Below are 20784 nucleotides of genomic sequence, written 5' to 3'. Positions count from 1 at the left end.
GCTGCTCGGAGAGGTGCAGAAAAGGGGGAATGCCGAAGTGAACATCATCCTGCTGGGGCCGCCGGGAGCGGGCAAGGGCACGCAAGCGCAGCGCCTGGTCGAACGCCATGGCATGAAGCAGCTTTCGACCGGCGACATGCTGCGCGCCGCGGTCAAGGCCGGCACGCCGGTGGGGCTGAAGGCCAAGGCCGTGATGGAAGCGGGCGAGCTGGTGTCGGACGAGATCGTCTCCGCACTGATCGGGGACGAGCTGGACGCGATGCCGGCGGGGCAGGGCGCCATCTTCGACGGCTATCCGCGCACCGCGCCGCAGGCGGAATCGCTGGACGCCATTCTCGCCAGCCGGGGCCGCGCGCTGGATCACGTCATCGAACTGGAAGTGAACGAGGACGCGCTGGTCGAGCGCATCACCGGCCGCTACACCTGCGCGACGTGCGGCAAAGGCTATCACGACAAATTCGAGCAGCCCAAGGTCGCCGGCACCTGCGACAAGTGCGGCGGACACGAGTTCAAGCGCCGCCCCGACGACAACGAGGAAACCGTCCGCACGCGCATGGCCGAATACCGCGCCAAGACCGCGCCGATCCTGCCGATCTACGAGGCGCGCGGCATCGTTTCGCGCGTGGACGGCATGGCCGAAATGGACGCCGTGACCGCCGCTATTGAGGCGATTCTCAAGAACGGATAGACTGGCGCTGACGGGACTAGGCTGAGAGTCAAGCCAAGGGGGCGCCTGTGCGGAATACGGTTCTGGTAGGCGCCTTGCTGGCGGGTGCGATCGCCACGCCCGCATCAGCCGAAGTGACGGCGCAGTCCGATGTCGGCTTCGTGGTCCGCGAAGTGGCCGACGTCGCCGCCACGCCGGCCGAAACGTGGCGCGCCATGACCACGCCCGGCGCCTGGTGGTCTTCGGCCCACACCTTTTCCGGCAGCGGGGCCAACCTTTCGCTCAGCCCGACCGTGGGCGGCTGCTTCTGCGAGCGTTTTCCTCCGCCCAAGGGCGCACCGGCCACGCAGCAGGCCGGCGGCGTGCAGCACATGCGCGTGATCTACGTCGAGCCGAACCGCGTGCTGCGGCTGAGCGGCGCGCTGGGGCCGCTCCAGTCGGAAGCGCTGACCGGCACGCTGACCCTGGCCTTGCGCGCGACCGACACGGGCACGCACATCACCTGGGAATACGTTGTCGGCGGGTACATGCGCTACAAGGTCGATCAGATCGCGCCGGCGGTGGACCGGATGCTGGCGGAGCAGATTTCGCTGCTGGCCGCGCATATTGCCAAATCGACGGCCCCGGCTGCTGCTCCTCCTGCCGCTGCTGCTGCGCCCAAGCCCGGCAAGGCGCCCGCCGCGCAACCCGCGAAGGCAGCTGCGGCGCCTGCGTCCGCGGCGCCTGCGCCAGCAGCGCCGGGCGGAGACGATGCGGCCAACGATGCCGCCCGGGCGGCGTTCGATGCCGCGTTGAAGAAGGCACCGCCGAAGCGGCAGGGCACGCCGCCACGGCACTGACCCGCCTGTGCGCGCGCTCTCTTTTGCCCGCGCGAAAAACGGCTAATGTCCCGGAAACAAAAGCGCGACTCGGACTGAACCGGGGCAGGCGCGACACGGGCCGCAGGCGTGTTCCGAAGCCAGCCAACCAGGCATGGCGCAAGGGGAGAAGACCGTGGCCGTTTCCGATCATGTTGACCTGCCGACCTTCATGGAAGGCGTCAAGAAGCGCAACCCGTACCAGCCGGAGTTCGTCCAGGCGGTGCAGGAGGTTGCCGAGGACATTTTCGATTTCATCGCCGACAAGGAAGAATACCACGCGCAGCAGATCCTGCGGCGGATCGCCGAGCCGGACCGGGTGGTCTCGTTCCGGGTCTGCTGGGAGGACGACAACGGCAACATCCGCGTCCAGCGTGGCTGGCGCGTGCAGAACAACAACGCGATCGGCCCCTATAAGGGCGGCATCCGCTTTCACCCTTCGGTGACCGAATCCGTGCTGAAGTTCCTGGCGTTCGAGCAGACCTTCAAGAATGCCCTGACCGGGCTGCCGATGGGCGGCGGCAAGGGCGGATCGAACTTCAACCCCAAGGGCAAGAGCGTGCGCGAGATCATGCGCTTCTGCCAGAGCTTCATGACCGAGCTCTATCGCCACATTGGCGCCGACGTGGACGTGCCGGCGGGCGACATCGGCGTGGGCGGCCGCGAGATCGGTTTCATGTTCGGCCAGTACAAGCGGATCACCAACAACTTTACCGGCGTGCTGACCGGCAAGGGGCTGGAATGGGGCGGATCGCTGATCCGCACCGAGGCGACGGGCTATGGCGCGGTCTATTTCCTGGCCAATATGCTGGCGACGAAAGGCGAAGACCTTGTCGGCAAGACGGCGGTGATCTCGGGATCGGGCAATGTCGCCACCCATGCGGCGGAAAAGATCGTCCAGCTGGGCGGCAAGGTGCTGACGCTGTCCGATTCGGGCGGCTTCATCCACGATCCGGACGGGATCACCCAGGAAAAGATCAACTGGGTCAAGACGCACAAGACCCACCGCCGGGGCCGCATCCAGGACTATGTGGAGGCGTTCCCGGCCGCGACGTTCCACGAAGGCAAGACGCCGTGGGGCGTGCCGTGTGACGTCGCGCTGCCCTGCGCCACGCAGAACGAACTGCTGGGTGAGGACGCGAAGACGCTGATCGCCAACGGGTGCCGCGCCGTGTCGGAAGGCGCCAACATGCCGACCGACCTTGACGGCGTGCACGTGTTCAAGGCGGCGAAGATCCTCTACGCCCCCGGCAAGGCGTCCAACGCGGGGGGCGTGGCGGTTTCGGGGCTGGAAATGAGCCAGAATTCCGAACGCCGCGCGTGGAAGGAAGACGAGCTGCAGCAGATGCTGAAGGACATCATGGCCGGCATCCACAGCTCGTGCCTTGCCTATGGCGATCAGGGCGGCGGCTATATCGACTATGTGAAGGGCGCGAACATCGCCGGCTTCAAGAAAGTGGCGGATGCGATGCTGGCGTTCGGCGTCGTCTGAAGCGGAGCGGGCGGCGTCGCCGGGCGATGCCGCCTTTCCATGGGTGCGCCAAACGGGCGTGGTGGTCAGGAAGCCGAAACCCAGCCGCTCTGCTCCTTCTTGAGCACCACCACGAACTGCTGCGTGATCGGCGCGCTCGATCCCGGCGGGGTGGAGGTCACCTGCACGGTGCAGGCATAGGCGCCGTCCGGGCTGTTGGCGGCGTTGCATGGGCCGCTGGAGGCGACAGTCGCGCGCGCGGCCGCCGTGATCAGCGCTTCGCGGGCATGGGCTTCCAGCGACGGCGGCAGGCCTGCGACCATCTGTTCACGCGCTACCTTCTCGACATCGGCCGAAGCCGGCCCGCCGAACAGGCTGCAGGCGGCGAGCAGCAGCGCGGTGGCTATAAGGATAACGCGTATCAAGTCATGCCTCCCACCGGTATTCCGTTTTCCCGTTCCCCGTCACGGGCGCCGTCGCGAAACCGCATTCCGACGCGAAAGGGCCGTGCCGGAAGCGGTGCAGCCTTCCGAATCGCGCCCGGGGAACGGTGGCCGGATCATAAACCGGAACGGACCTTGTGATTGTAAAAGCTTGTAAATTGGGATCTCACATGGCCGAACCGGAGGTGCGCGACCGCAGGGTGATCGGCTTCCTTTGACCTCGGACCCGGTCTTGGCTATGATGCTTGTCACAGCATCTTCGCGTGGTGGCATGATCGTGTCATGCCCTGTTCCGCGCGCGCAGCTTTCTGTTGACGCGGCTTGCGAATCCGCCTAAGCGCGCCTTTCACTCGATTTCAGGGAGACGTCCGGCAAGCGCGAACAAGACTGCGCTGTCCGGGCTTTTTGCCGTTGAGCGGGTGAAACGCGATGAGATGGGGGTTGCGGCCGGATCGGCTCCTCCCCTGTGGAGCAGGAGAAACAAGTGGCTCGTATTGCCGGGGTCAACATCCCCACCAACAAGCGTGTTATCGTTGCGCTGACTTACATTCACGGTATCGGCCCGTTCAAGGCGAAGCAGATCGCCGACAAGCTGGGCATTGATCACAGCCGCCGCGTACAGGATCTGTCGGACGCCGAAGTGCTCCAGATCCGTGAAACGATCGACGCTGAACACACCGTGGAAGGCGATCTCCGTCGCGAAACCGCGATGAACATCAAGCGCCTGATGGACCTGGCCTGCTATCGCGGCCTGCGTCACCGCAAGGGCCTGCCGGTCCGCGGCCAGCGCACGCACACGAACGCCCGCACCCGCAAGGGCAAGGCCAAGCCGATCGCCGGCAAGAAGAAGTAAGATCGCGCCTTACAAGGCAGATCTTCCAACGGTTTCTCGACAGGATTTCAAGAAATGGCTCGCGAACCTCAGCGTATCAAGCGGCGGGAGCGCAAGAACATCACCAGTGGTGTCGCGCACGTCAATGCCAGCTTCAATAACACCATGATCACCATCACCGACGCCCAGGGCAACGCCATCAGCTGGTCCTCGGCCGGCATGATGGGCTTCAAGGGCAGCCGCAAGTCGACGCCCTATGCCGCGCAGGTTGCGGCGGACGACGCGGGCAAGAAGGCCGCCGAACACGGCGTCCGCACGCTCGAAGTCGAAGTGAAGGGCCCGGGTTCGGGTCGCGAAAGCGCGCTGCGCGCGCTGCAGGCGGTCGGCTTCACGATCACCGCGATCCGCGATGTGACGCCGATCCCGCACAACGGCGTTCGTCCGTCGAAGCGCCGTCGCGTCTGATCCTGCCCTTGGCGGCGCGTCACGGTACCTGACGCGCCCGCCCAATTCCGATCGGTCCGCGGCTCCCTCAGTCGACGGCCGGCGTCCCGACAAACCCCAGGGGAATTCCATGACTGTCAACATCAAGAACTGGCAGGAACTGAAGAAGCCCAACAATCTCGAGATCAAGCCCGGCTCTGATCCGAAGCGCCGTGCGACGTTCGTCGCCGAGCCGCTCGAGCGTGGCTTCGGCCTGACGCTCGGCAATGCGCTTCGCCGCGTGCTGCTCTCGTCGTTGCAGGGTGCTGCCGTCACCTCGATCAAGATCGAGAACGTGCTGCACGAGTTCTCGTCGCTCGCCGGGGTGCGCGAGGACGTGACCGACATCGTGCTCAACGTGAAGCAGATCGCCCTGAAGATGCAGGGCGAAGGCCCGAAGCGTCTCCAGCTTTCGGCGACCGGGCCGGGCGAAGTGAAGGCCGGCGACATCGCCGTGACCGGCGACATCGAGGTGATGAACAAGGATCTCGTGATCTGTCATCTCGACGAAGGCGCGACCTTCAACATGGAACTGACCTGCGATACCGGCAAGGGCTATGTCCCCGCCGTGTCGAACCGTCCGGCCGACGCGCCGATCGGGCTGATCCCGATCGACTCGCTCTATTCGCCGGTGCGCCAGGTTTCCTACAAGGTCGACAACGCCCGTATCGGCCAGGAGCTTGACTTCGACAAGCTGAGCCTGACGGTCGAAACCGACGGCACCGTGACGCCGGAAGACGCCGTGGCCTATGCCGCGCGCATCCTCCAGGACCAGCTGGCGCTGTTCGTCCACTTCGACGATCAGGTGCCGACCGGCCACGTGCCCGCGATGGCCGGCCTTGCCGCGCACACGCCGGAAGAGAACGACGCCAACCAGCTCAACCGCTACCTGCTCAAGAAGGTGGACGAACTAGAGCTGTCGGTGCGTTCGGCCAACTGCCTCAAGAACGACAACATCATCTACATCGGCGATCTGGTCCAGAAGACCGAGGCCGAGATGCTGCGCACGCCGAACTTCGGCCGCAAGTCGCTCAACGAGATCAAGGAAGTCCTGTCGTCGATGGGCCTGCGCCTTGGCATGGACATCCCCGGCTGGCCGCCGGAAAACATCGAGGAAATGGCCAAGAAGCTCGAACAGGAGCTGCTGGGCTAAGCACGTCGCCCCGGCACCACGCCGGGGCTTCGTTGCATGGGGCAATGGGCGGCGCCCCGCAATGGCCGCCTGGATCGGGGTACCTGATACGGCCCCCCTACGAACGGAGAAAGAAACATGCGTCATAAGCTGGGCCAGCGGAAGCTGGGTCGTACCTCGTCCCACCGCATCGCGCTGCTGCGCAACCTGTCTGCCTCGCTGATCAAGCACGAGCAGATCACCACCACGCTGCCGAAGGCGCGCGAACTGCGTCCCTATATCGAAAAGCTGATCACGCTGGCCAAGAAGGGCGGCCTTTCCAACCGCCGTCTGGCCCACGCCCGTCTGCTGGACGATGCGCAGCTGGTGAAGCTGTTCGACGTGCTGGCCACCCGCTATGCTGATCGCAACGGCGGCTATACCCGCATCATCAAGGCCGGTTACCGCGCTTCGGACGCCGCGCCGATCGCCGTGATCGAACTGATCGACCGTGACACCTCGGCCAAGGGCCAGGATTCCGGTCCGGTCATCACGGCCGACGAGGACGAATACGAAGCCGCCTGATCGCGCTTCGCGTCATCGCAACAAAAGAAAACGGGCGGGGCCAGGTGGCTTCCGCCCGTTTTCTTTTGTTGCCGCGGCCCGGCCGGCCTTGCCGCAAGGGCGCGGCAAATTACGTTGGAGGTCCGGTTCCGGACAGAGACAACGAGGGCGCATGGCGAAGATTGGCACAGCAGGGCTTTTCGTATCGGCGACCGCGCTCGCGCTCGGGACCGTACCACTCTTCACCGCACAGGCTGCTTCCGTGACATCCCAGACTCCTTCGCTTCCCGCCTATCCCGCCACGGCACGCGGCCCCGTCGTCGACGAAGCCTTCGGCGAGAAGGTGCCCGATCCCTATCGCTGGCTCGAGGCGGATGTTCGCACTGATGCGGCGGTGGAGCAGTGGGTGGCCGCGCAAAGCGCGTTCACCGCCGCCTATCTCGCGCAATTGCCCGAGCGTGCGGCGTTCGAGACGCGGCTGCACGCCCTGTTCGATTACCAGCGCTATGGCGTGCCGGTGGAAGAGGGCGGCCGGCTGTTCTATGCCTATAACAGCGGGTTGATGAACCAGGCGCAGCTGCTGGTGCGCGACAAAGATGCGCCGGCGGACACCGCCCGCGTGCTGCTCGATCCGAACACCTGGGCCAAGGACGGGGCGACCGCGCTCGATGCGTGGAAGCCTTCGCCGGATGGCAACCTGCTGGCCTATACGGTGCAGGACGGCGGTTCGGACTGGCGCACGCTGAAATTCGTGCGGGCGGCGGACGGGTCATCGCTGGCCGATGAGCTGCGCTGGGTGAAGTTCAGCGGGATCGCCTGGGCGGGCGACGACGGCGTGCTCTATTCACGCTTTCCCGAACCGAAGCAGGGCGCGGCCTTCCAGGCGCTGAACTACGACCAGACGATCTATTACCACAAGCTGGGCACGCCCCAGTCGCAGGACCGGGCGGTCTACGCGACGCCGGACCGCCCCAAGCTGGGGCACGGCGCCAGCGTGACCAGCGACGGGCGCTGGATGGTCGTGTCCAGCCATGAAGGCACCGACCCGCTGGCGATCGTGCATGTCGCGCCGATCGGCTGGGGCGACTGGACCGTGAAGCCGCTGGTGCCGGACCTGAAGGCGCAGTGGGACCTGATCGATGGCGTGGGCGACCGGCTGTGGTTCGTTTCGGGCGATGGCGCGCCGCTCAAGAAGATCGTGCGGGTGGACCTGTCCGGGCCGGAGCCGGTGTTCACGACCGTGGTGCCCGAAAGCGACAGCAATCTCGAATGGGCGCATATCGTGGGCGACCGCATCGTCGCGGCCTATCTCAAGGACGTGAAGTCCGAATTGCGGCTGTTCACGCTCGACGGCAAGCCGCTGGGCACGGCGACGCTGCCGGGGCCGGGCACGGTGGCGGGGTTGAGCGGCAAGCCGGGGCGGGCCAACGGTTACCTCGCCTTTACCAGCTTTACCACGCCGGGCACGGTCCATGCGTTCGACAGCGCGAGCGGCAAGACGGCGGTGTGGCAGCCGGTCAAGCTCACGTTCCGGCCGGAAGACTACCGCATCGACCAGGTGTTCTACCCGTCGAAGGACGGCACGAAAGTGCCGATGTTCGTGGTGCGGCGCAAGGATGCCAGCGGGCCGGTGCCGACGATCCTCTACGGCTATGGCGGCTTCAACATCGGCCTGCCGCCCGCCTATTCCGCCGCGCGCATGGCGTGGCTCGAAAGCGGCGGGGCCTATGCCGTGGCGAACCTGCGCGGCGGCGGCGAATATGGCGATGCCTGGCACGATGCCGGCCGGCGCGCGAGGAAGCAGAACGTGTTCGACGATTTCATCGCGGCCGGCGAATGGTTGATCGCCAACGGGGTGACGCCCAAGAACGGCCTGGCCATCGAGGGCGGCTCCAACGGTGGGTTGCTGGTGGGGGCGGTGGTCAATCAGCGGCCCGACCTGTTCGCCGCGGCCCATCCGGCGGTGGGCGTGATGGACATGCTGCGCTTCGACCAGTTCACCGCTGGGCGCTATTGGGTGGATGACTATGGCTATCCGGAAAAGGAAGCCGACTGGCGCGTGCTGCGCGCCTATTCCCCCTACCACAATATCCGCGCGGGCGCGGCCTATCCGGCGATTCTGGTGACCACCGCCGATACCGACGATCGCGTGGTGCCGGGGCACAGCTTCAAATATGCTGCGGCGTTGCAGGCGTCGGACATCGGGCCGAAGCCGCACCTGATCCGCATCGAAACGCGCGCCGGGCACGGATCGGGCAAGCCGGTGGCCAAGCAGATCGAGGAAACCGCGGACGTCTATGCCTTCCTGGCGCACTGGACGGGCCTGTCACCCCGGCCATAACCGGTGCAAATCGCGCTCGCCTTGGCGCCGTGGTCGGTGCTAGGTTGTTGAAACAAGCAGATAGACATTCTGCGCAATAGGTTTGGGAGCAGGACACAGGATCATGCCGCGCGTGCCACGCCTCTGGCTGGGTGCCGTGTTGGCGCTTCTTTCCCCGGCGGCATGGGCCGCCGGCGGCAGCGCCAGCGACGGTATCGATATGGACGTTGCGCCCGTCCATGCCGAGCATGCGCCCGTGCCGCCCGCGCGGCTGGTTCTGCCCAAGGCCGCCTACCCCGTCACCCGGCGCGATCCGCTGGTCGAGCATGTCTTCGGGCAGGACGTGGCCGATCCCTATCGCTGGCTGGAAGGGGACTTGCGCAGCAACGGCGATGTGGCCGATTGGGTAAAGCGCCAGAACGCGACGAGCGCGGCCTACCTGGCGCAACTGCCGGGGCGCGGCGCGATGGAAGCCCGCATCCGCGCGCTGTTCAACTTCGAGCGCTTCAGCTTGCCGCGCAAGGCGGGGCGCAACTATTTCTATCTGCGCAACGGTGGCTTGCAGAACCAGTCCGCCCTCTATGTGCAGGGTGCGGAGGACAAGCAGGGGCGCTTGCTGATCGATCCCAACGGCTGGTCGAAGGACGGAGCGGTGGCGCTCGATGCCTGGGTGCCGTCGCGCGGCGGGCGCCTGCTGGCCTACACGGTGCAGGAAGACGGCAGCGACTGGCGCACGGTGCGCGTTGTCGATGTCCAGAACGGCAAGGTGCTGGACGACAGGCTGGACTGGGCCAACGACACGCAGATCGGCTGGATCGGCGACGAGGGCTTCCTCTATTCCCGGTTCCCGCAGCCGCCTGCCGGGGAAGAATACCGCGCGCCCACCTACAACAAGGCGATCTGGTATCATCGCGTGGGCACGCCGCAGGCCGAGGACCAGCTGGTCTATGCCACCCCCGATCATCCCGAGTGGTCGCACAAGGCCATGGTGAGTTCGGACGGGCGCTGGGCGGTCATCACCAGCGAGATCAGCACGCTGCCGCGCCACGCCGTCCATGTGATCGACCTGCGCCATCACGTGAAGGGCGAATGGCCGGTCCGCGCGATCGTCCCCGATTTCGAACACGACTGGAAGTTCGTGGAAGGCATGGGGGACCGGCTGTGGTTCATCACCAACGCCGGCGCCCCGCATTACCGCATGACGCGGCTGGATCTGTCGCGCGAGACCCCCGCCTGGCAGGAGGTGATCCCGGAGCGGACCGACACGCTCGACAGCGGGGCCATCATCGGCAACCGCCTGATCCTGTCCTACCTGCATGACGGTGCGCGGACGGCGATGGTTACCGATTTCGCCGGGCGTCCCTCGCGCGCGATCACGCTCGACACGATCGGATCGGCCAGCGGGTTCGTGGGTCGACCGGGCGATCCCGAGACGTTCTACCAGTTCTCCAGCTTCAACCAGCCCCCGGCGATCTTCCGCTTCGACATGCGTTCGGGCAAGGCGACGCCGTTCATCATGCCGCGCCTGGCGTTCAACCCGGCGGATTACGTGGTGGAGCAGCGCACCTATCCGTCGAAGGACGGGACGATGGTGCCGATGTACATCGTGCGCAGCAAGGCGCTGGCGCAGGCCAACAAGGCCGCGCCCACGCTGCTCTACGGCTATGGCGGCTTTGACATTTCGCTGACGCCGGGCTTTTCGGCGGTGCGGATGGCGTGGCTGCAATCGGGCGGGGTGTTCGCGCTGGCCAACATCCGCGTGGGCGGGGAGTTCGGCAAGGCCTGGCATGACGCAGGACGGCTGGACCGGAAGCAGAACAGCTTCGACGATTTCATCGCCGCGGGCGAATACCTGATCCGCCAGGGCATCACCCCGCGTGACGGGCTGGCGGTGCAGGGCGGCTCCAACGGCGGGTTGCTGGTGGGCGCGGTGGTCAACCAGCGGCCCGACCTGTTCGCGGCGGCCAACCCCGATGTGGGGGTGATGGACATGCTGCGGTTCGACCGGTTCACGTCGGGCCGGTTCTGGGTGGACGACTATGGCAGCCCTGAAAAGGAAGCGGACTGGCGCGTGCTGCGCGCCTATTCGCCCTACCACAACGTGCATAGTGCGGCTTACCCGGCGGTGCTGGTGACCACGGCGGACACCGACGACCGGGTCGTGCCGGCGCACAGCTTCAAGTACGTCGCCGCGCTGCAGGCCAGCGAGACCGGCGACAAGCCGCATCTGCTGCGGGTGGAAAGCCGGGCCGGCCACGGATCGGGCAAGCCGGTGGAGAAGATCATCACGTCGGGCGCGGACGTGCTTTCGTTCCTGGCCTACTGGACGGGACTGAAGGTGGAATAGCCGCCAGCGGTGGCGAAAACCGCGATGCGCCCTTGCGGGCTGGGCGCAGGCTCATTATCCGCTTCGGGAAAGACCGAAGGGACTTACTGGCCATGACGATGTTTGACGATCGCGAGCGCGCCGAAGAAACGAAGTTCGCGCGTGACGAGGAAACGCTGTTTCGCATTCATGCGCGGCGCAACCGCCTGCTGGGGCAGTGGGCGGCCGAACGCATGGGTCTCGATGCCGCCGAAACCGAAGCCTATGCCAAGTCCGTCGTCCAGGCGGATTTCGAGGAAGCCGGTGACGAGGACGTGATCCGCAAGCTGCTGGGCGATCTGGTATCGGCCGGAGTCGAAACCGACGAGGCCGAAATCCGCGCGGCGATGGACGCCAAGGCGGTGGATGCGCGCCGACAGCTGATGGGCGAAGCCTGATGGCGATGGCGGCGGCCGAGATCGAGGCGATGATCCGCGCCGCGCTGCCGGACGCGGACGTGACCATTACCGATCTTGCCGGCGATGGCGATCACTATGCCGCCCATGTCGTGTCGCCCTCGTTCCAGGGGTTGTCGCGCGTGGCCCAGCACAAGGCGGTCTATGCCGCGCTGGGTGGCCGCATGGGCGGTGTGCTGCACGCCTTGCAATTGACCACGGCCGCCGCCTGAACGCAGAACCTGCGCAAAGGCGCTTGTAACTGGCGTCCGCAGTTCCCAGTTTGAGCGGCGAGAAAGGAATTCCTCCGCCATGTCGACCCAGAATGCCACACAGGCCCGTATCGCCGAGATCGTGAACGGCAATGACGTCGTCCTTTTCATGAAGGGCACGCCGCTGTTTCCGCAATGCGGATTTTCCAGCAAGGCCATCGCCATCCTCGATCACCTGGGCGTGGAGTACGCCAGCGTCGATGTGTTGCAGGACATGGAAGTCCGCCAGGGCATCAAGGAGTTTTCGGATTGGCCGACGATTCCCCAGCTTTACGTCAAGGGCGAGTTCGTTGGCGGCTCGGACATCATGATGGAAATGTTCCAGGACGGTGAGTTGCAGCAGCTTCTGCAGGATTCGGGCGTTTCCGCGCAGTAACGCGGTTTCGCCAATCCGATCGGGCGTTTGCGCGGCAAATGTAAAATTCTCCGACAGATCGTTTTACATCGGTTGGCAATCGAATGAACGCGGCTCCATCTCCGGATGGACCGCGTTTTTTTATGCCGATGTCGTCGGTGCGGGAGCCCCGGGAAGAGGCGGAACCCTTGGGAGACCAGGTCGGGTTCCGCCCCTCAAGAAGACTATTCTCGGGACATCTCTCCATAAGCACGACCCGTGCCAGTTTTCAAATTCCCTTGAAAATGGAGGTTTTGGCACGATGCGCCGTCTCCCATTTCGCTCCATTGTCAAGGTTTCCGACACCCCCGGGAAAAGGGGCAGCTTGGCAAGCCGCGGTGGCACGAGCATGATGCTGCAAAACACGCGCGGGATGGCTGGGATTGCATGGAAGATTTCGACGACGCCGATAATTTGCCTCTCGCCATTCCGGCGGCAACGCTGGTGGTGTTCCGCCGCGACCCGGCCGGCGGCGCGGCGCAGGTGCTGCTGCTCGAACGCTCCGGCGCGATGCGGTTCGCGGGTGGCGCCACGGTCTTTCCCGGTGGAAGGATCGACCGGGCGGACTACGATCTGGCGGAGCGTGTTCGCAGCGATCTCGATCTGGACGATGCCGCCGCACGCGTGGCGGCGATCCGCGAGACGCTGGAGGAATCCGGGCTGGCCATCGGCGTTGTCGGAAACGTGACCGCGGAGACGGCGGTGGCCGCACGCCGGATGCTGATCGAACGGGGCGCGCTGGCGCCGGTGCTGGAGGCGTTCGGCTGGCAGCTCGCGCTCGACCGGCTGACCCCGTTCGCGCGTTGGTTGCCGAAGCACCGCGCGCCCCGCATCTTCGACACGCGCTTCTATATTGCCGACCTGGGAACCGGGGCGGTGGACGTGGCGGTCGATGCCACGGAAAATACGCACCTGTTCTGGGCCAGCGCGCGCGAGGCGCTGCGGCTGGCGGATCTGGGCGAAATTCAGGTGATCTTCCCGACGCGGCGCAATCTGGAACGGCTGGCCCAGTTCGACGACTTTGCGGCGTGCCTCGAACACGCGCGGGCGACACCGGTGGTCACGATCACGCCGGCGGTCGCCGTGCGCGATGGGGCGAGATGGCTGACCATCCCCGAGGATGCGGGGTATCCGGTCCACGCGGAGCCGATCGACAGCGCGATGCGCGGTTAGCGGCTTCCTCTCCGTATTTTTCCTAAGGCACCGCGCGGGTGGCGTGGGTAGGCAGATGAGCGCATCTATCCGGCACAGTGTTGGCCGGAGACCACCCTATGCCAGCCGAATGCCAGCACCCGTTCGACATATCCCTCGCTGCGACCGATCGTGGAGGAGGGCCGGAGATCGAAGCTGTGGCGAGGCGTCCGGACGGCGTGCGCCCTGCGCTTGCGGCGCTGCGCATGACCGCGCCGCTGATGCTGTCGGTCACGCTCTGGGCCATTGTCGGCTGGGCGGTCTGGAAAGGCAGCTGACCCGTCCGGTGCGCCGTTATCCGGCGCTTCAGCCAACCGCGTTCGCGCAGGCCAGCCGCAGGGCGGACCGGGCATCATCGCGCTGCGTCTTGCCGTCTATCAGGCCGATGCGCCGGCGGAAGTCGTATCCGTCGAGCGGCACGGCGACGACGCCTTCGCAGCGGAGCGATTCCGGCGCCGTGGTCACGCCCATGCCGGCGCGCACCATTGCCATGCAGCGGTCGTCGTTGGCGCTGCGCAGCAGGAAGCGGGGCCGCACCCCGCGCTGCGTGAAGAAGCGGCTGGTCTCGGCAAGCAGTTCGCAGGACCGGCGCGCGATCATGGTTTCGCTCGCCAGTTCGGCCGGATCGAGCGTCGCGCGCCCCGCCAGGCGGTGGCTTGCCGGCAGCATCATGCGATAGCCTTCGTCGATGATCGGCCGGGCATCCTCGCCTTCGCGCAGCAGGGTCAGCGCGGCGTCGATCTGCCCTTCGCCCAGCTTGCGCCGCAGTTCGGCATCGCTCCCTTCGGTCAGCACCAGCGGTTCCGGCCCGGCGAAGCGCGCGCTCAACCGGGTCAGGAAGGCTGTCGGCAACGATGCGAGGATGCCCAGTCGCAGCGGCGGGGCGAGGTCGGCCTCGCTGCGCAGGCTGGCCTCGGCCAGCCGGAACTCCCGCTCGATGGCGCGGGCATGGGCCAGCAGGCGGTTGCCGGCCTCGGTCAATCGCACGTTGCGCCGGTCGCGCACGAACAGCGGCGCGCCGACCAGCCGCTCCAGCTCGGCAATGCCCACTGACAAGGTGGGCTGCGTCACGTTGACGCGCCGCGCGGCGGCGGTGAAGCCGCCGGTTTCCACGACCGCCAGGAACTGGCGCAGATGGGTGCGTTTCATCATAGATTTTATCTATCGAACTTCGCGCGATGTTTCAATTTCGCCGACGATATCATCGATGGTATCAAGGGGCGTGGGACAGGATGCCTCCGGCCTTGACCGGCCGCGCCTCGTCCCGTCGATTGCTGATGGCTGCGGGGTGCGCTGTCTCGGGCGTATCCGGGCAAGTCTTGGGAGGATGCCGTGCGCGCGACGCCTGATTTCGATTTCGGCCTGCCTGAAACCGCCCTGATGATCCGCGAAAGCGCCGCGCGCTTCGCCGACGAGAAGATCGCGCCACTGGCGGCGAGGATCGACGCGGAGGACTGGTTCGCGCGCGAGCTGTGGCCGGCGATGGGCGAGCTGGGCCTGCACGGCATCACCGTGGAAGAGGAATGGGGCGGCCTGGGCCTCGGCTATCTCGATCACGTGATCGCGGTGGAGGAAGTGAGCCGGGCATCGGCCTCGATCGGCCTGTCCTATGGCGCGCATTCCAACCTTTGCGTCAACCAGATCCGCCGCTGGGGCACGGATGAGCAGAAGGCGAAGTACCTGCCGGGCCTGATCTCGGGCGAACATGTCGGCAGCCTAGCCATGTCGGAAGCGGGCGCCGGGTCGGACGTCGTCGGCATGAAGCTGCGTGCCGATGCCACCTCGGGCGGCTATGTGCTCAACGGCACCAAGTTCTGGATCACCAACGCGACCTATGCCGATACGCTGGTGGTCTATGCCAAGACCGCGCCGGAATCGGGATCACGCGGGATCACCGCCTTCCTGATCGAGAAGGACTTCGATGGCTTCTCGATCGGTCAGAAGATCGACAAGATGGGGATGCGCGGCTCGCCCACGGCGGAGCTGGTGTTCAACGACTGCTTCGTGCCCGAAGAGAACGTGATGGGGCCGCTGCACGGCGGCGTGGGCGTGCTGATGTCGGGCCTCGATTACGAGCGCGTCGTGCTGTCGGGCCTCCAGCTCGGCATCATGCAGGCCTGCCTCGATACGGTCATCCCCTATGTCCGCGAACGCAAGCAGTTCGGCAAGCCGATCGGCGCGTTCCAGCTGATGCAGGCCAAGATCGCGGACATGTACGTCGCGCTGCAATCGGCGCGGGCCTATGTCTATGCCGTGGCGCGCGCCTGCGATGCCGGGCAGACCACCCGCTTCGACGCGGCCGGCGCGATCCTGCTGGCCAGCGAGAACGCCTTCCGCGCGGCGGGCGAGGCGGTGCAGGCGCTGGGCGGGGCGGGCTATACCAAGGACTGGCCGGTCGAACGCTACCTGCGCGATGCGAAGCTGCTCGACATTGGCGCCGGCACGAACGAAGTTCGCCGGATGCTGATCGGGCGGGAACTTATCGGGGCCGCCTGATCGCCTAGGGTTCTGACCCTACAACGCAGGTGGAGGAATACCCATGAATACCCTGACCGAGGCCCCTGACGGAATTGTACTGGCCGGAGGCGCGCCCGCCGGCGCCAAGCTCGACCGGCTCAATCCCGTGATCGGCACCGAGATCACCGGGCTGGACCTGACCCGGCTGGACGCCGCGGGCGAGGAATGGCTGCGCGCGCTGCTGGCGGAACGCATGGTGCTGGTGGTGCGCGACCAGCGGCTCGATCGGGAGGCGCACAAGGCGATCGCGCGGCTGTTCGGGACCGGGGAACTACACGTCCACGCCCTGAGCGCGGCGCGCGGGGCGGCAGACCCGGCGGTCTATCCGGTGCGCACCAACGCGCAGTCGAAAACGACGGCGGGCGAAGGCTGGCATACCGACGTAAGCTGCGATCCCGCGCCGATCGCCGCCTCGCTGCTCTACATGCACGAGATGCCCGAAGGCGGCGGTGGCGATACCTATTATTCCAGCATGGCCGAATGCTATGCGCGGTTGTCCGCGCCGGTGCAGGCGCTCGCCCGCTCGCTGCGCGCGACGCACGATGGCGCGTTCCCCTATCGCACGATCTACGGGATCGAGCCGGCCGCCGGCACGCATTACAACAAGACCGTGCATCCCCTGGTGATCCGCCATCCCGTGACCGGGCGGCCGACGCTGTGGATCAATCGCGGCTTCACCACGCGGATCGAGGGGCTGGGGCACCTCGAAAACCGCGCGCTGATGGAAATGTTCTTCCAGCATATCGAGACCACGCTGACCGCGCAGTGCCGCGTGCGGTGGGAAACGAACACGCTGGTCATCTGGGACAATATCGCCACCCAGCACCACGCGGTGTGGGATTACTTCCCCAACAGCCGATACGGCGAACGCGTATCGGTGATCGGACCGGAGATCGAAGGCTTGTGACCGCACCGATCCTTTCCAGCAATCTTGATCTGTCCAGCCCCGAGGCGCAGGCCCGCGCGGCGCACAACCGCGCGCTGGCGCGGGACTTGCGCGATCGCGTGGCCCGCACGGCGCTGGGCGGCGATGCGCGATCGCGCGAGCGGCATGTCGCGCGGGGCAAGCTGCTGCCGCGCGATCGGGTGGAGCGGCTGCTCGATCCCGGATCGCCGCTGCTGGAACTGAGCCAGCTTGCCGCCGGCGGCCTCTATGGCGACGAGGTGCCGGGCGCCGGCGTGATTACCGCGATCGGCCGCGTATCGGGCCGCCAGTGCGTGATCGTGGCCAACGATGCCACGGTGAAGGGCGGCACGTACTATCCGCTGACGGTCAAGAAGCACCTGCGCGCGCAGGACATCGCGCGCCAGAACCGGCTGCCGTGCATCTATCTGGTCGATAGCGGCGGGGCCAACCTGCCACACCAGGCCGAGGTCTTTCCCGATCGCGATCACTTCGGCCGCATCTTCTTCAACCAGGCCAACATGAGCGCCGAGGGCGTGCCGCAGATCGCCTGCGTGATGGGCAGCTGCACGGCGGGCGGTGCCTATGTCCCGGCGATGTCGGACGAGACGGTGATCGTGCGCAAGCAGGGCACGATCTTCCTGGCCGGCCCGCCGCTGGTGAAGGCCGCCACCGGCGAGGAGATCAGCGCCGAGGATCTGGGCGGCGGCGATCTCCACGCGCGCAAGTCCGGCGTGGTCGATCATCTGGCCGAGAACGACGAGCACGCGCTGACCATCGTGCGCGACATCGTTTCGCATCTGGGATCGGCGGGGGATGCTGGCATCGCCCGTCGCGAACCGCGCCCGCCGAAGTACGATGCGGAAGAGCTCTACGCGATCGTGCCCGAGGACGTGCGCGCGCCCTACGATGTCCGGGAAGTGATCGCACGGCTGGTCGATGGCAGCGAGTTTCACGAGTTCAAGGCCCATTACGGCACCACGCTGGTCTGCGGCTTCGCGCATATCTGGGGCATGCCGGTGGCGATCCTTGCCAACAACGGCGTGCTCTTTTCCGAAAGCGCGCAGAAGGGCGCGCATTTCATCGAACTGGCGTGCCAGCGCCGCATTCCGCTGCTGTTCCTCCAGAACATCTCGGGCTTCATGGTCGGCGGCAAGTACGAGGCTGAAGGCATCGCCAAGCACGGCGCGAAGCTGGTGACGGCTGTGGCCACCGCCAGCGTGCCCAAGATCACCGTGCTGATCGGCGGCAGCTTCGGCGCCGGCAATTACGGCATGTGCGGCCGCGCCTATGAGCCGCGCTTCCTGTTTTCCTGGCCCAACAGCCGGATCAGCGTGATGGGCGGCGAACAGGCTGCCGCGGTGCTCGCCACGGTCCATCGCGATGCCGCCACCTGGACCGCGGAGGAGGCCGAAGCGTTCAAGGCCCCGGTCCGCCAGAAGTACGAGGACGAGGGCAACCCCTGGTACGCCACCGCCCGCCTGTGGGACGATGGCGTGATCGATCCCGCCCAGACGCGCGACGTGCTCGGGCTGGCGCTGGCGGCAACGCTCGAAGCCCCGGTTGCGGAGGTGCCCCGCTTCGGGGTGTTCAGGATGTAATGGCCATGATCCAGTCCCTTCTCATCGCCAATCGCGGCGAAATCGCCTGCCGTGTCATCCGCACCGCTCGGGGCATGGGTATTCGCACGGTGGCGGTCTATTCCGACGCCGATGCGAAGGCGCTGCATGTCCGCTCGGCGGATGAGGCGGTGCATATCGGCCCGTCGCCGGCGCGCGAAAGCTACCTTGTGGGGGAAAAGATCATCGCCGCCGCCAGGGCCACCGGAGCGCAGGCGATCCATCCCGGCTACGGCTTCCTTTCCGAAAACGCCGAATTTGCCCAGGCGGTGCTGGATGCGGGCCTCGTATGGGTTGGTCCCAAGCCGGCCTCGATCACCGCGATGGGCCTCAAGGACGCGGCCAAGGCGCGCATGATCGCCGCCGGCGTGCCGGTGACCCCCGGCTATCTTGGCGAAGACCAGTCCGAGGCGCGGCTTCAGGCCGAGGCGGATGCCATCGGCTATCCCGTCCTGATCAAGGCCGTCGCGGGCGGGGGCGGCAAGGGTATGCGCCGGGTGGAGACGGCGGCGGACTTTGCCGAAGCGCTGGCCTCCTGCCGCCGCGAGGCGGCCGCGAGCTTCGGCGACGATCGCGTGCTGATCGAGAAGTACATCCTCTCCCCCCGCCACATCGAGGTGCAGGTGTTCGGGGATAGCCACGGCAACGTGGTCCACCTGTTCGAGCGCGATTGCTCGCTCCAGCGCCGCCACCAGAAGGTGATCGAGGAAGCCCCCGCGCCGGGCATGGACGAAGCGACGCGCCAGGCCGTGTGCAGCGCCGCCGTCCGCGCGGCCAAGGCGGTGGACTACGAGGGCGCGGGCACGATCGAATTCATCGCGGATGCCAGCGAAGGCCTGCGCGCCGACCGCATCTGGTTCATGGAAATGAACACGCGGCTCCAGGTCGAACATCCGGTGACGGAGATGATCACTGGCGTCGATCTGGTCGAATGGCAGTTGCGCGTGGCGAGCGGCGAACCGCTACCCAAACGGCAGGATCAGCTAAGGATCGACGGTCACGCCATCGAGGCGCGGCTCTACGCGGAAGATCCGGCCAAGGGTTCCCTGCCGAGCATTGGCAAACTGGAATACTTCCAGCTTCCCGAAAAGCTTGAGCCGTATGAATATCGCGGTGTCGACAACTGTTGGCACTGGAATGTGCAAGACGCCCGGTTGCGCATCGATACCGGCTATGAAGAAGGCGACGAGGTCACGCCCTTCTATGATCCCATGGTCGCCAAGCTGATTGCCCATGCGCCGGATCGCTTGAACGCAACGATTGGACTCACGAGCGCGGCTGGTGCAGTTCGTTGTTGGCCCGTCAAGACGAACGCATCGATGCTGCACGGACTGCTTGTCGAGCCGGACTTCCATAGGGTCCGGCTATCCACCGCCTTCATCGATGATCACCCTGATGTGATCCATGAGGATGAAGGGCCGGGTCAGTACGCACTGACCCGTGCGGCCGAATTGCTTGTTTCCTCCGATTTGCCACAGCGCCTTCAAGGTTTCCGCCTTAACGCACCGCGTGAAAGCCGGGTTTACCTCGACGCCGATGGGAAAGCTGTCGAAGGCGACATGGCTTGTGAGGTGCCCGAGATGCACGACATCTACGGTCCATCGGAGCGGGTGAACGATGTTGTCTTCGCCTCATGCGGAGGTCACACGCACCGAATCACGGTCCGCCAATCGCGGGGCACGAACACCCATCACGCCGGTGATGGCGCCATCCTCGCCCCCATGCCCGGCAAGGTGATCTCGGTCGATGTCGCGGCGGGCGACACGGTGGCCAAGGGCCAGAAGCTGCTGGTGCTGGAAGCGATGAAGATGGAACACGCGCTGACCGCGCCGTTCGACGGCACCGTGGCGGAGCTGACCGTCACCCCCGGCGCGCAAGTGCAGGTCGAGGCGCTGCTGGCGCGCGTGGAGCAGGAGGAAGGCTGATGGCCGGGCGCTTTTTCGACGAATGGCAGGTGGGTGATCGGATCGATCACGACATCCGCCGCACCGTGACCGAAACCGACAACCTGCTGTTCTCGACCATGACGCACAATCCGCAGCCGCTGCACATCGATCTGGAATCGGCCAGGGCGAGCGAGTTCGGCCAGATCCTGGTCAACGGCACCTTCACCTTCGCGCTGATGGTCGGCCTGTCCGTGGGCGATACCACGCTGGGCACGCTGGTCGCCAACCTCGGCTATGACAAGCTGGTGATGCCCAAGCCGGTGTTCATCGGCGATACCATGCGCGCGACGAGCGAGGTGGCCGAGCTGAAGGAATCGAAAAGCCGGCCGGGCGCGGGAATCGTCACCTTCACGCATGAACTGATCAACCAGCGCGACGAGGTGGTGTGCCGCTGCCTGCGCAGCGCCTTGCTCAGGAAGCGGCCGGCGTAAGG

The 20784-nt window shown here is 66.1% G+C and carries 21 protein-coding genes; 19 read left to right on the top strand and 2 right to left on the bottom strand.

The window, feature by feature from the left end; translation table 11 throughout:
* Positions 1-37 precede the first annotated feature (37 nt).
* The 3 genes from F1640_RS07940 (at position 38) to gdhA (ending at position 3016) form a co-directional block, all read left to right on the top strand.
* Entirely contained in the window at positions 38-688 is a 651-nt protein-coding gene (locus F1640_RS07940; RefSeq protein WP_124809382.1) for an adenylate kinase, read from the top strand.
* 47 nt (positions 689-735) lie between these two features.
* Positions 736-1506, top strand: a complete 771-nt coding sequence (locus tag F1640_RS07935) for an SRPBCC family protein (RefSeq protein WP_194918616.1) — start codon at positions 736-738, stop codon at positions 1504-1506.
* A gap of 154 nt (positions 1507-1660) precedes the next feature.
* The gene (gene gdhA / locus F1640_RS07930; protein ID WP_124809380.1) at positions 1661-3016 is read left to right on the top strand and encodes an NADP-specific glutamate dehydrogenase; all 1356 of its coding nucleotides are present in this window, start codon (positions 1661-1663) and stop codon (positions 3014-3016) included.
* Positions 3017-3081: 65 nt separating this feature from the next.
* On the opposite strand, the gene F1640_RS07925 is transcribed toward gdhA, so the two are convergent.
* Positions 3082-3420, bottom strand: a complete 339-nt coding sequence (locus F1640_RS07925; RefSeq protein ID WP_194918614.1) for a hypothetical protein — start codon at positions 3418-3420, stop codon at positions 3082-3084.
* A 502-nt stretch (positions 3421-3922) separates the two neighbouring features.
* On the opposite strand from F1640_RS07925, the gene rpsM reads away from it, so the two are divergent.
* From rpsM to F1640_RS07870, 11 genes are all read left to right on the top strand, one after another.
* Positions 3923-4291 (top strand): 30S ribosomal protein S13, encoded by a 369-nt coding sequence (gene rpsM / locus F1640_RS07920; protein ID WP_124809378.1) that lies wholly within the window; start codon positions 3923-3925, stop codon positions 4289-4291.
* A gap of 54 nt (positions 4292-4345) precedes the next feature.
* Positions 4346-4735 carry a 30S ribosomal protein S11 gene (gene rpsK / locus F1640_RS07915; protein WP_008065643.1) on the top strand — a complete coding sequence of 130 codons (390 nt, stop codon included), beginning with the start codon at positions 4346-4348 and terminating at the stop codon, positions 4733-4735.
* Between the two features lie 109 nt (positions 4736-4844).
* A complete protein-coding gene (locus F1640_RS07910; protein ID WP_124809377.1) occupies positions 4845-5906 on the top strand; it encodes a DNA-directed RNA polymerase subunit alpha in 1062 nt (353 codons plus the stop codon).
* A 117-nt stretch (positions 5907-6023) separates the two neighbouring features.
* Entirely contained in the window at positions 6024-6449 is a 426-nt protein-coding gene (gene rplQ / locus F1640_RS07905) for a 50S ribosomal protein L17 (protein ID WP_124809376.1), read from the top strand.
* A gap of 151 nt (positions 6450-6600) precedes the next feature.
* Positions 6601-8769 carry a prolyl oligopeptidase family serine peptidase gene (locus tag F1640_RS07900; protein WP_194918612.1) on the top strand — a complete coding sequence of 723 codons (2169 nt, stop codon included), beginning with the start codon at positions 6601-6603 and terminating at the stop codon, positions 8767-8769.
* Positions 8770-8872: 103 nt separating this feature from the next.
* Entirely contained in the window at positions 8873-11095 is a 2223-nt protein-coding gene (locus tag F1640_RS07895; protein ID WP_194918610.1) for a prolyl oligopeptidase family protein, read from the top strand.
* Positions 11096-11187: 92 nt separating this feature from the next.
* Positions 11188-11511, top strand: a complete 324-nt coding sequence (locus F1640_RS07890; protein ID WP_194918608.1) for a DUF1476 domain-containing protein — start codon at positions 11188-11190, stop codon at positions 11509-11511.
* Entirely contained in the window at positions 11511-11741 is a 231-nt protein-coding gene (locus F1640_RS07885; RefSeq protein ID WP_194918606.1) for a BolA/IbaG family iron-sulfur metabolism protein, read from the top strand. Before F1640_RS07890 ends, F1640_RS07885 begins: the two co-directional genes overlap by 1 nt.
* A 79-nt stretch (positions 11742-11820) precedes the next feature.
* On the top strand, positions 11821-12156 hold the full coding sequence (gene grxD / locus F1640_RS07880) for a Grx4 family monothiol glutaredoxin (protein WP_124809371.1): 336 nt from the start codon (positions 11821-11823) through the stop codon (positions 12154-12156).
* A 405-nt stretch (positions 12157-12561) separates the two neighbouring features.
* On the top strand, positions 12562-13347 hold the full coding sequence (locus tag F1640_RS07875; RefSeq protein ID WP_190287234.1) for an NUDIX domain-containing protein: 786 nt from the start codon (positions 12562-12564) through the stop codon (positions 13345-13347).
* A gap of 98 nt (positions 13348-13445) precedes the next feature.
* Positions 13446-13643: a hypothetical protein gene (locus F1640_RS07870; RefSeq protein WP_194918604.1), complete on the top strand. Its 198-nt coding sequence runs from the start codon at positions 13446-13448 to the stop codon at positions 13641-13643.
* Positions 13644-13671: 28 nt separating this feature from the next.
* Here the strand turns inward: F1640_RS07870 and F1640_RS07865 are convergent, their stop codons facing one another.
* Entirely contained in the window at positions 13672-14517 is an 846-nt protein-coding gene (locus F1640_RS07865; protein WP_194918602.1) for a LysR family transcriptional regulator, read from the bottom strand.
* Between the two features lie 180 nt (positions 14518-14697).
* Here F1640_RS07865 and F1640_RS07860 point away from each other — a divergent pair, with 180 nt between their 5' ends.
* From F1640_RS07860 to F1640_RS07840, 5 genes are read left to right on the top strand one after another with little or no spacing between them, the layout of a single operon-like run.
* The gene (locus F1640_RS07860; RefSeq protein ID WP_309229220.1) at positions 14698-15861 is read left to right on the top strand and encodes an isovaleryl-CoA dehydrogenase; all 1164 of its coding nucleotides are present in this window, start codon (positions 14698-14700) and stop codon (positions 15859-15861) included.
* Positions 15862-15904: 43 nt separating this feature from the next.
* Positions 15905-16789, top strand: coding sequence for a TauD/TfdA family dioxygenase (locus F1640_RS07855; RefSeq protein ID WP_194918600.1), 885 nt, complete (start codon positions 15905-15907; stop codon positions 16787-16789).
* Positions 16786-18387 carry a carboxyl transferase domain-containing protein gene (locus tag F1640_RS07850; RefSeq protein ID WP_194918598.1) on the top strand — a complete coding sequence of 534 codons (1602 nt, stop codon included), beginning with the start codon at positions 16786-16788 and terminating at the stop codon, positions 18385-18387. Before F1640_RS07855 ends, F1640_RS07850 begins: the two co-directional genes overlap by 4 nt.
* A gap of 5 nt (positions 18388-18392) precedes the next feature.
* Positions 18393-20330: an acetyl/propionyl/methylcrotonyl-CoA carboxylase subunit alpha gene (locus tag F1640_RS07845; RefSeq protein WP_194918596.1), complete on the top strand. Its 1938-nt coding sequence runs from the start codon at positions 18393-18395 to the stop codon at positions 20328-20330.
* Entirely contained in the window at positions 20330-20782 is a 453-nt protein-coding gene (locus tag F1640_RS07840) for a MaoC family dehydratase (protein WP_194918594.1), read from the top strand. The genes F1640_RS07845 and F1640_RS07840 overlap by 1 nt, the downstream gene beginning before the upstream one ends.
* Positions 20783-20784 lie beyond the last annotated feature (2 nt).

The sequence above is a fragment of the Novosphingobium sp. NBM11 genome (genome assembly GCF_015390225.1).
In the GTDB taxonomy this organism is placed as follows: Bacteria; Pseudomonadota; Alphaproteobacteria; order Sphingomonadales; family Sphingomonadaceae; genus Novosphingobium.
This window is presented reverse-complemented; position numbering and strand designations above follow the sequence as displayed.

Bases quoted from the DNA above. Each gene is read 5' to 3' on its own strand.
- rplQ (WP_124809376.1), top strand. From the start codon at position 6,024: ATGCGTCATAAGCTGGGCCAGCGGAAGCTGGGTCGTACCTCGTCCCAC.
- rpsK (WP_008065643.1), top strand. From the start codon at position 4,346: ATGGCTCGCGAACCTCAGCGTATCAAGCGGCGGGAGCGCAAGAACATC.
- F1640_RS07870 (WP_194918604.1), top strand. From the start codon at position 13,446: ATGCCAGCCGAATGCCAGCACCCGTTCGACATATCCCTCGCTGCGACC.
- F1640_RS07890 (WP_194918608.1), top strand. From the start codon at position 11,188: ATGACGATGTTTGACGATCGCGAGCGCGCCGAAGAAACGAAGTTCGCG.
- grxD (WP_124809371.1), top strand. From the start codon at position 11,821: ATGTCGACCCAGAATGCCACACAGGCCCGTATCGCCGAGATCGTGAAC.
- F1640_RS07865 (WP_194918602.1), bottom strand. From the start codon at position 14,517: ATGATGAAACGCACCCATCTGCGCCAGTTCCTGGCGGTCGTGGAAACC.
- F1640_RS07885 (WP_194918606.1), top strand. From the start codon at position 11,511: ATGGCGATGGCGGCGGCCGAGATCGAGGCGATGATCCGCGCCGCGCTG.
- F1640_RS07875 (WP_190287234.1), top strand. From the start codon at position 12,562: ATGGAAGATTTCGACGACGCCGATAATTTGCCTCTCGCCATTCCGGCG.
- F1640_RS07840 (WP_194918594.1), top strand. From the start codon at position 20,330: ATGGCCGGGCGCTTTTTCGACGAATGGCAGGTGGGTGATCGGATCGAT.
- F1640_RS07900 (WP_194918612.1), top strand. From the start codon at position 6,601: ATGGCGAAGATTGGCACAGCAGGGCTTTTCGTATCGGCGACCGCGCTC.
- F1640_RS07895 (WP_194918610.1), top strand. From the start codon at position 8,873: ATGCCGCGCGTGCCACGCCTCTGGCTGGGTGCCGTGTTGGCGCTTCTT.
- F1640_RS07910 (WP_124809377.1), top strand. From the start codon at position 4,845: ATGACTGTCAACATCAAGAACTGGCAGGAACTGAAGAAGCCCAACAAT.
- F1640_RS07855 (WP_194918600.1), top strand. From the start codon at position 15,905: ATGAATACCCTGACCGAGGCCCCTGACGGAATTGTACTGGCCGGAGGC.
- F1640_RS07845 (WP_194918596.1), top strand. From the start codon at position 18,393: ATGATCCAGTCCCTTCTCATCGCCAATCGCGGCGAAATCGCCTGCCGT.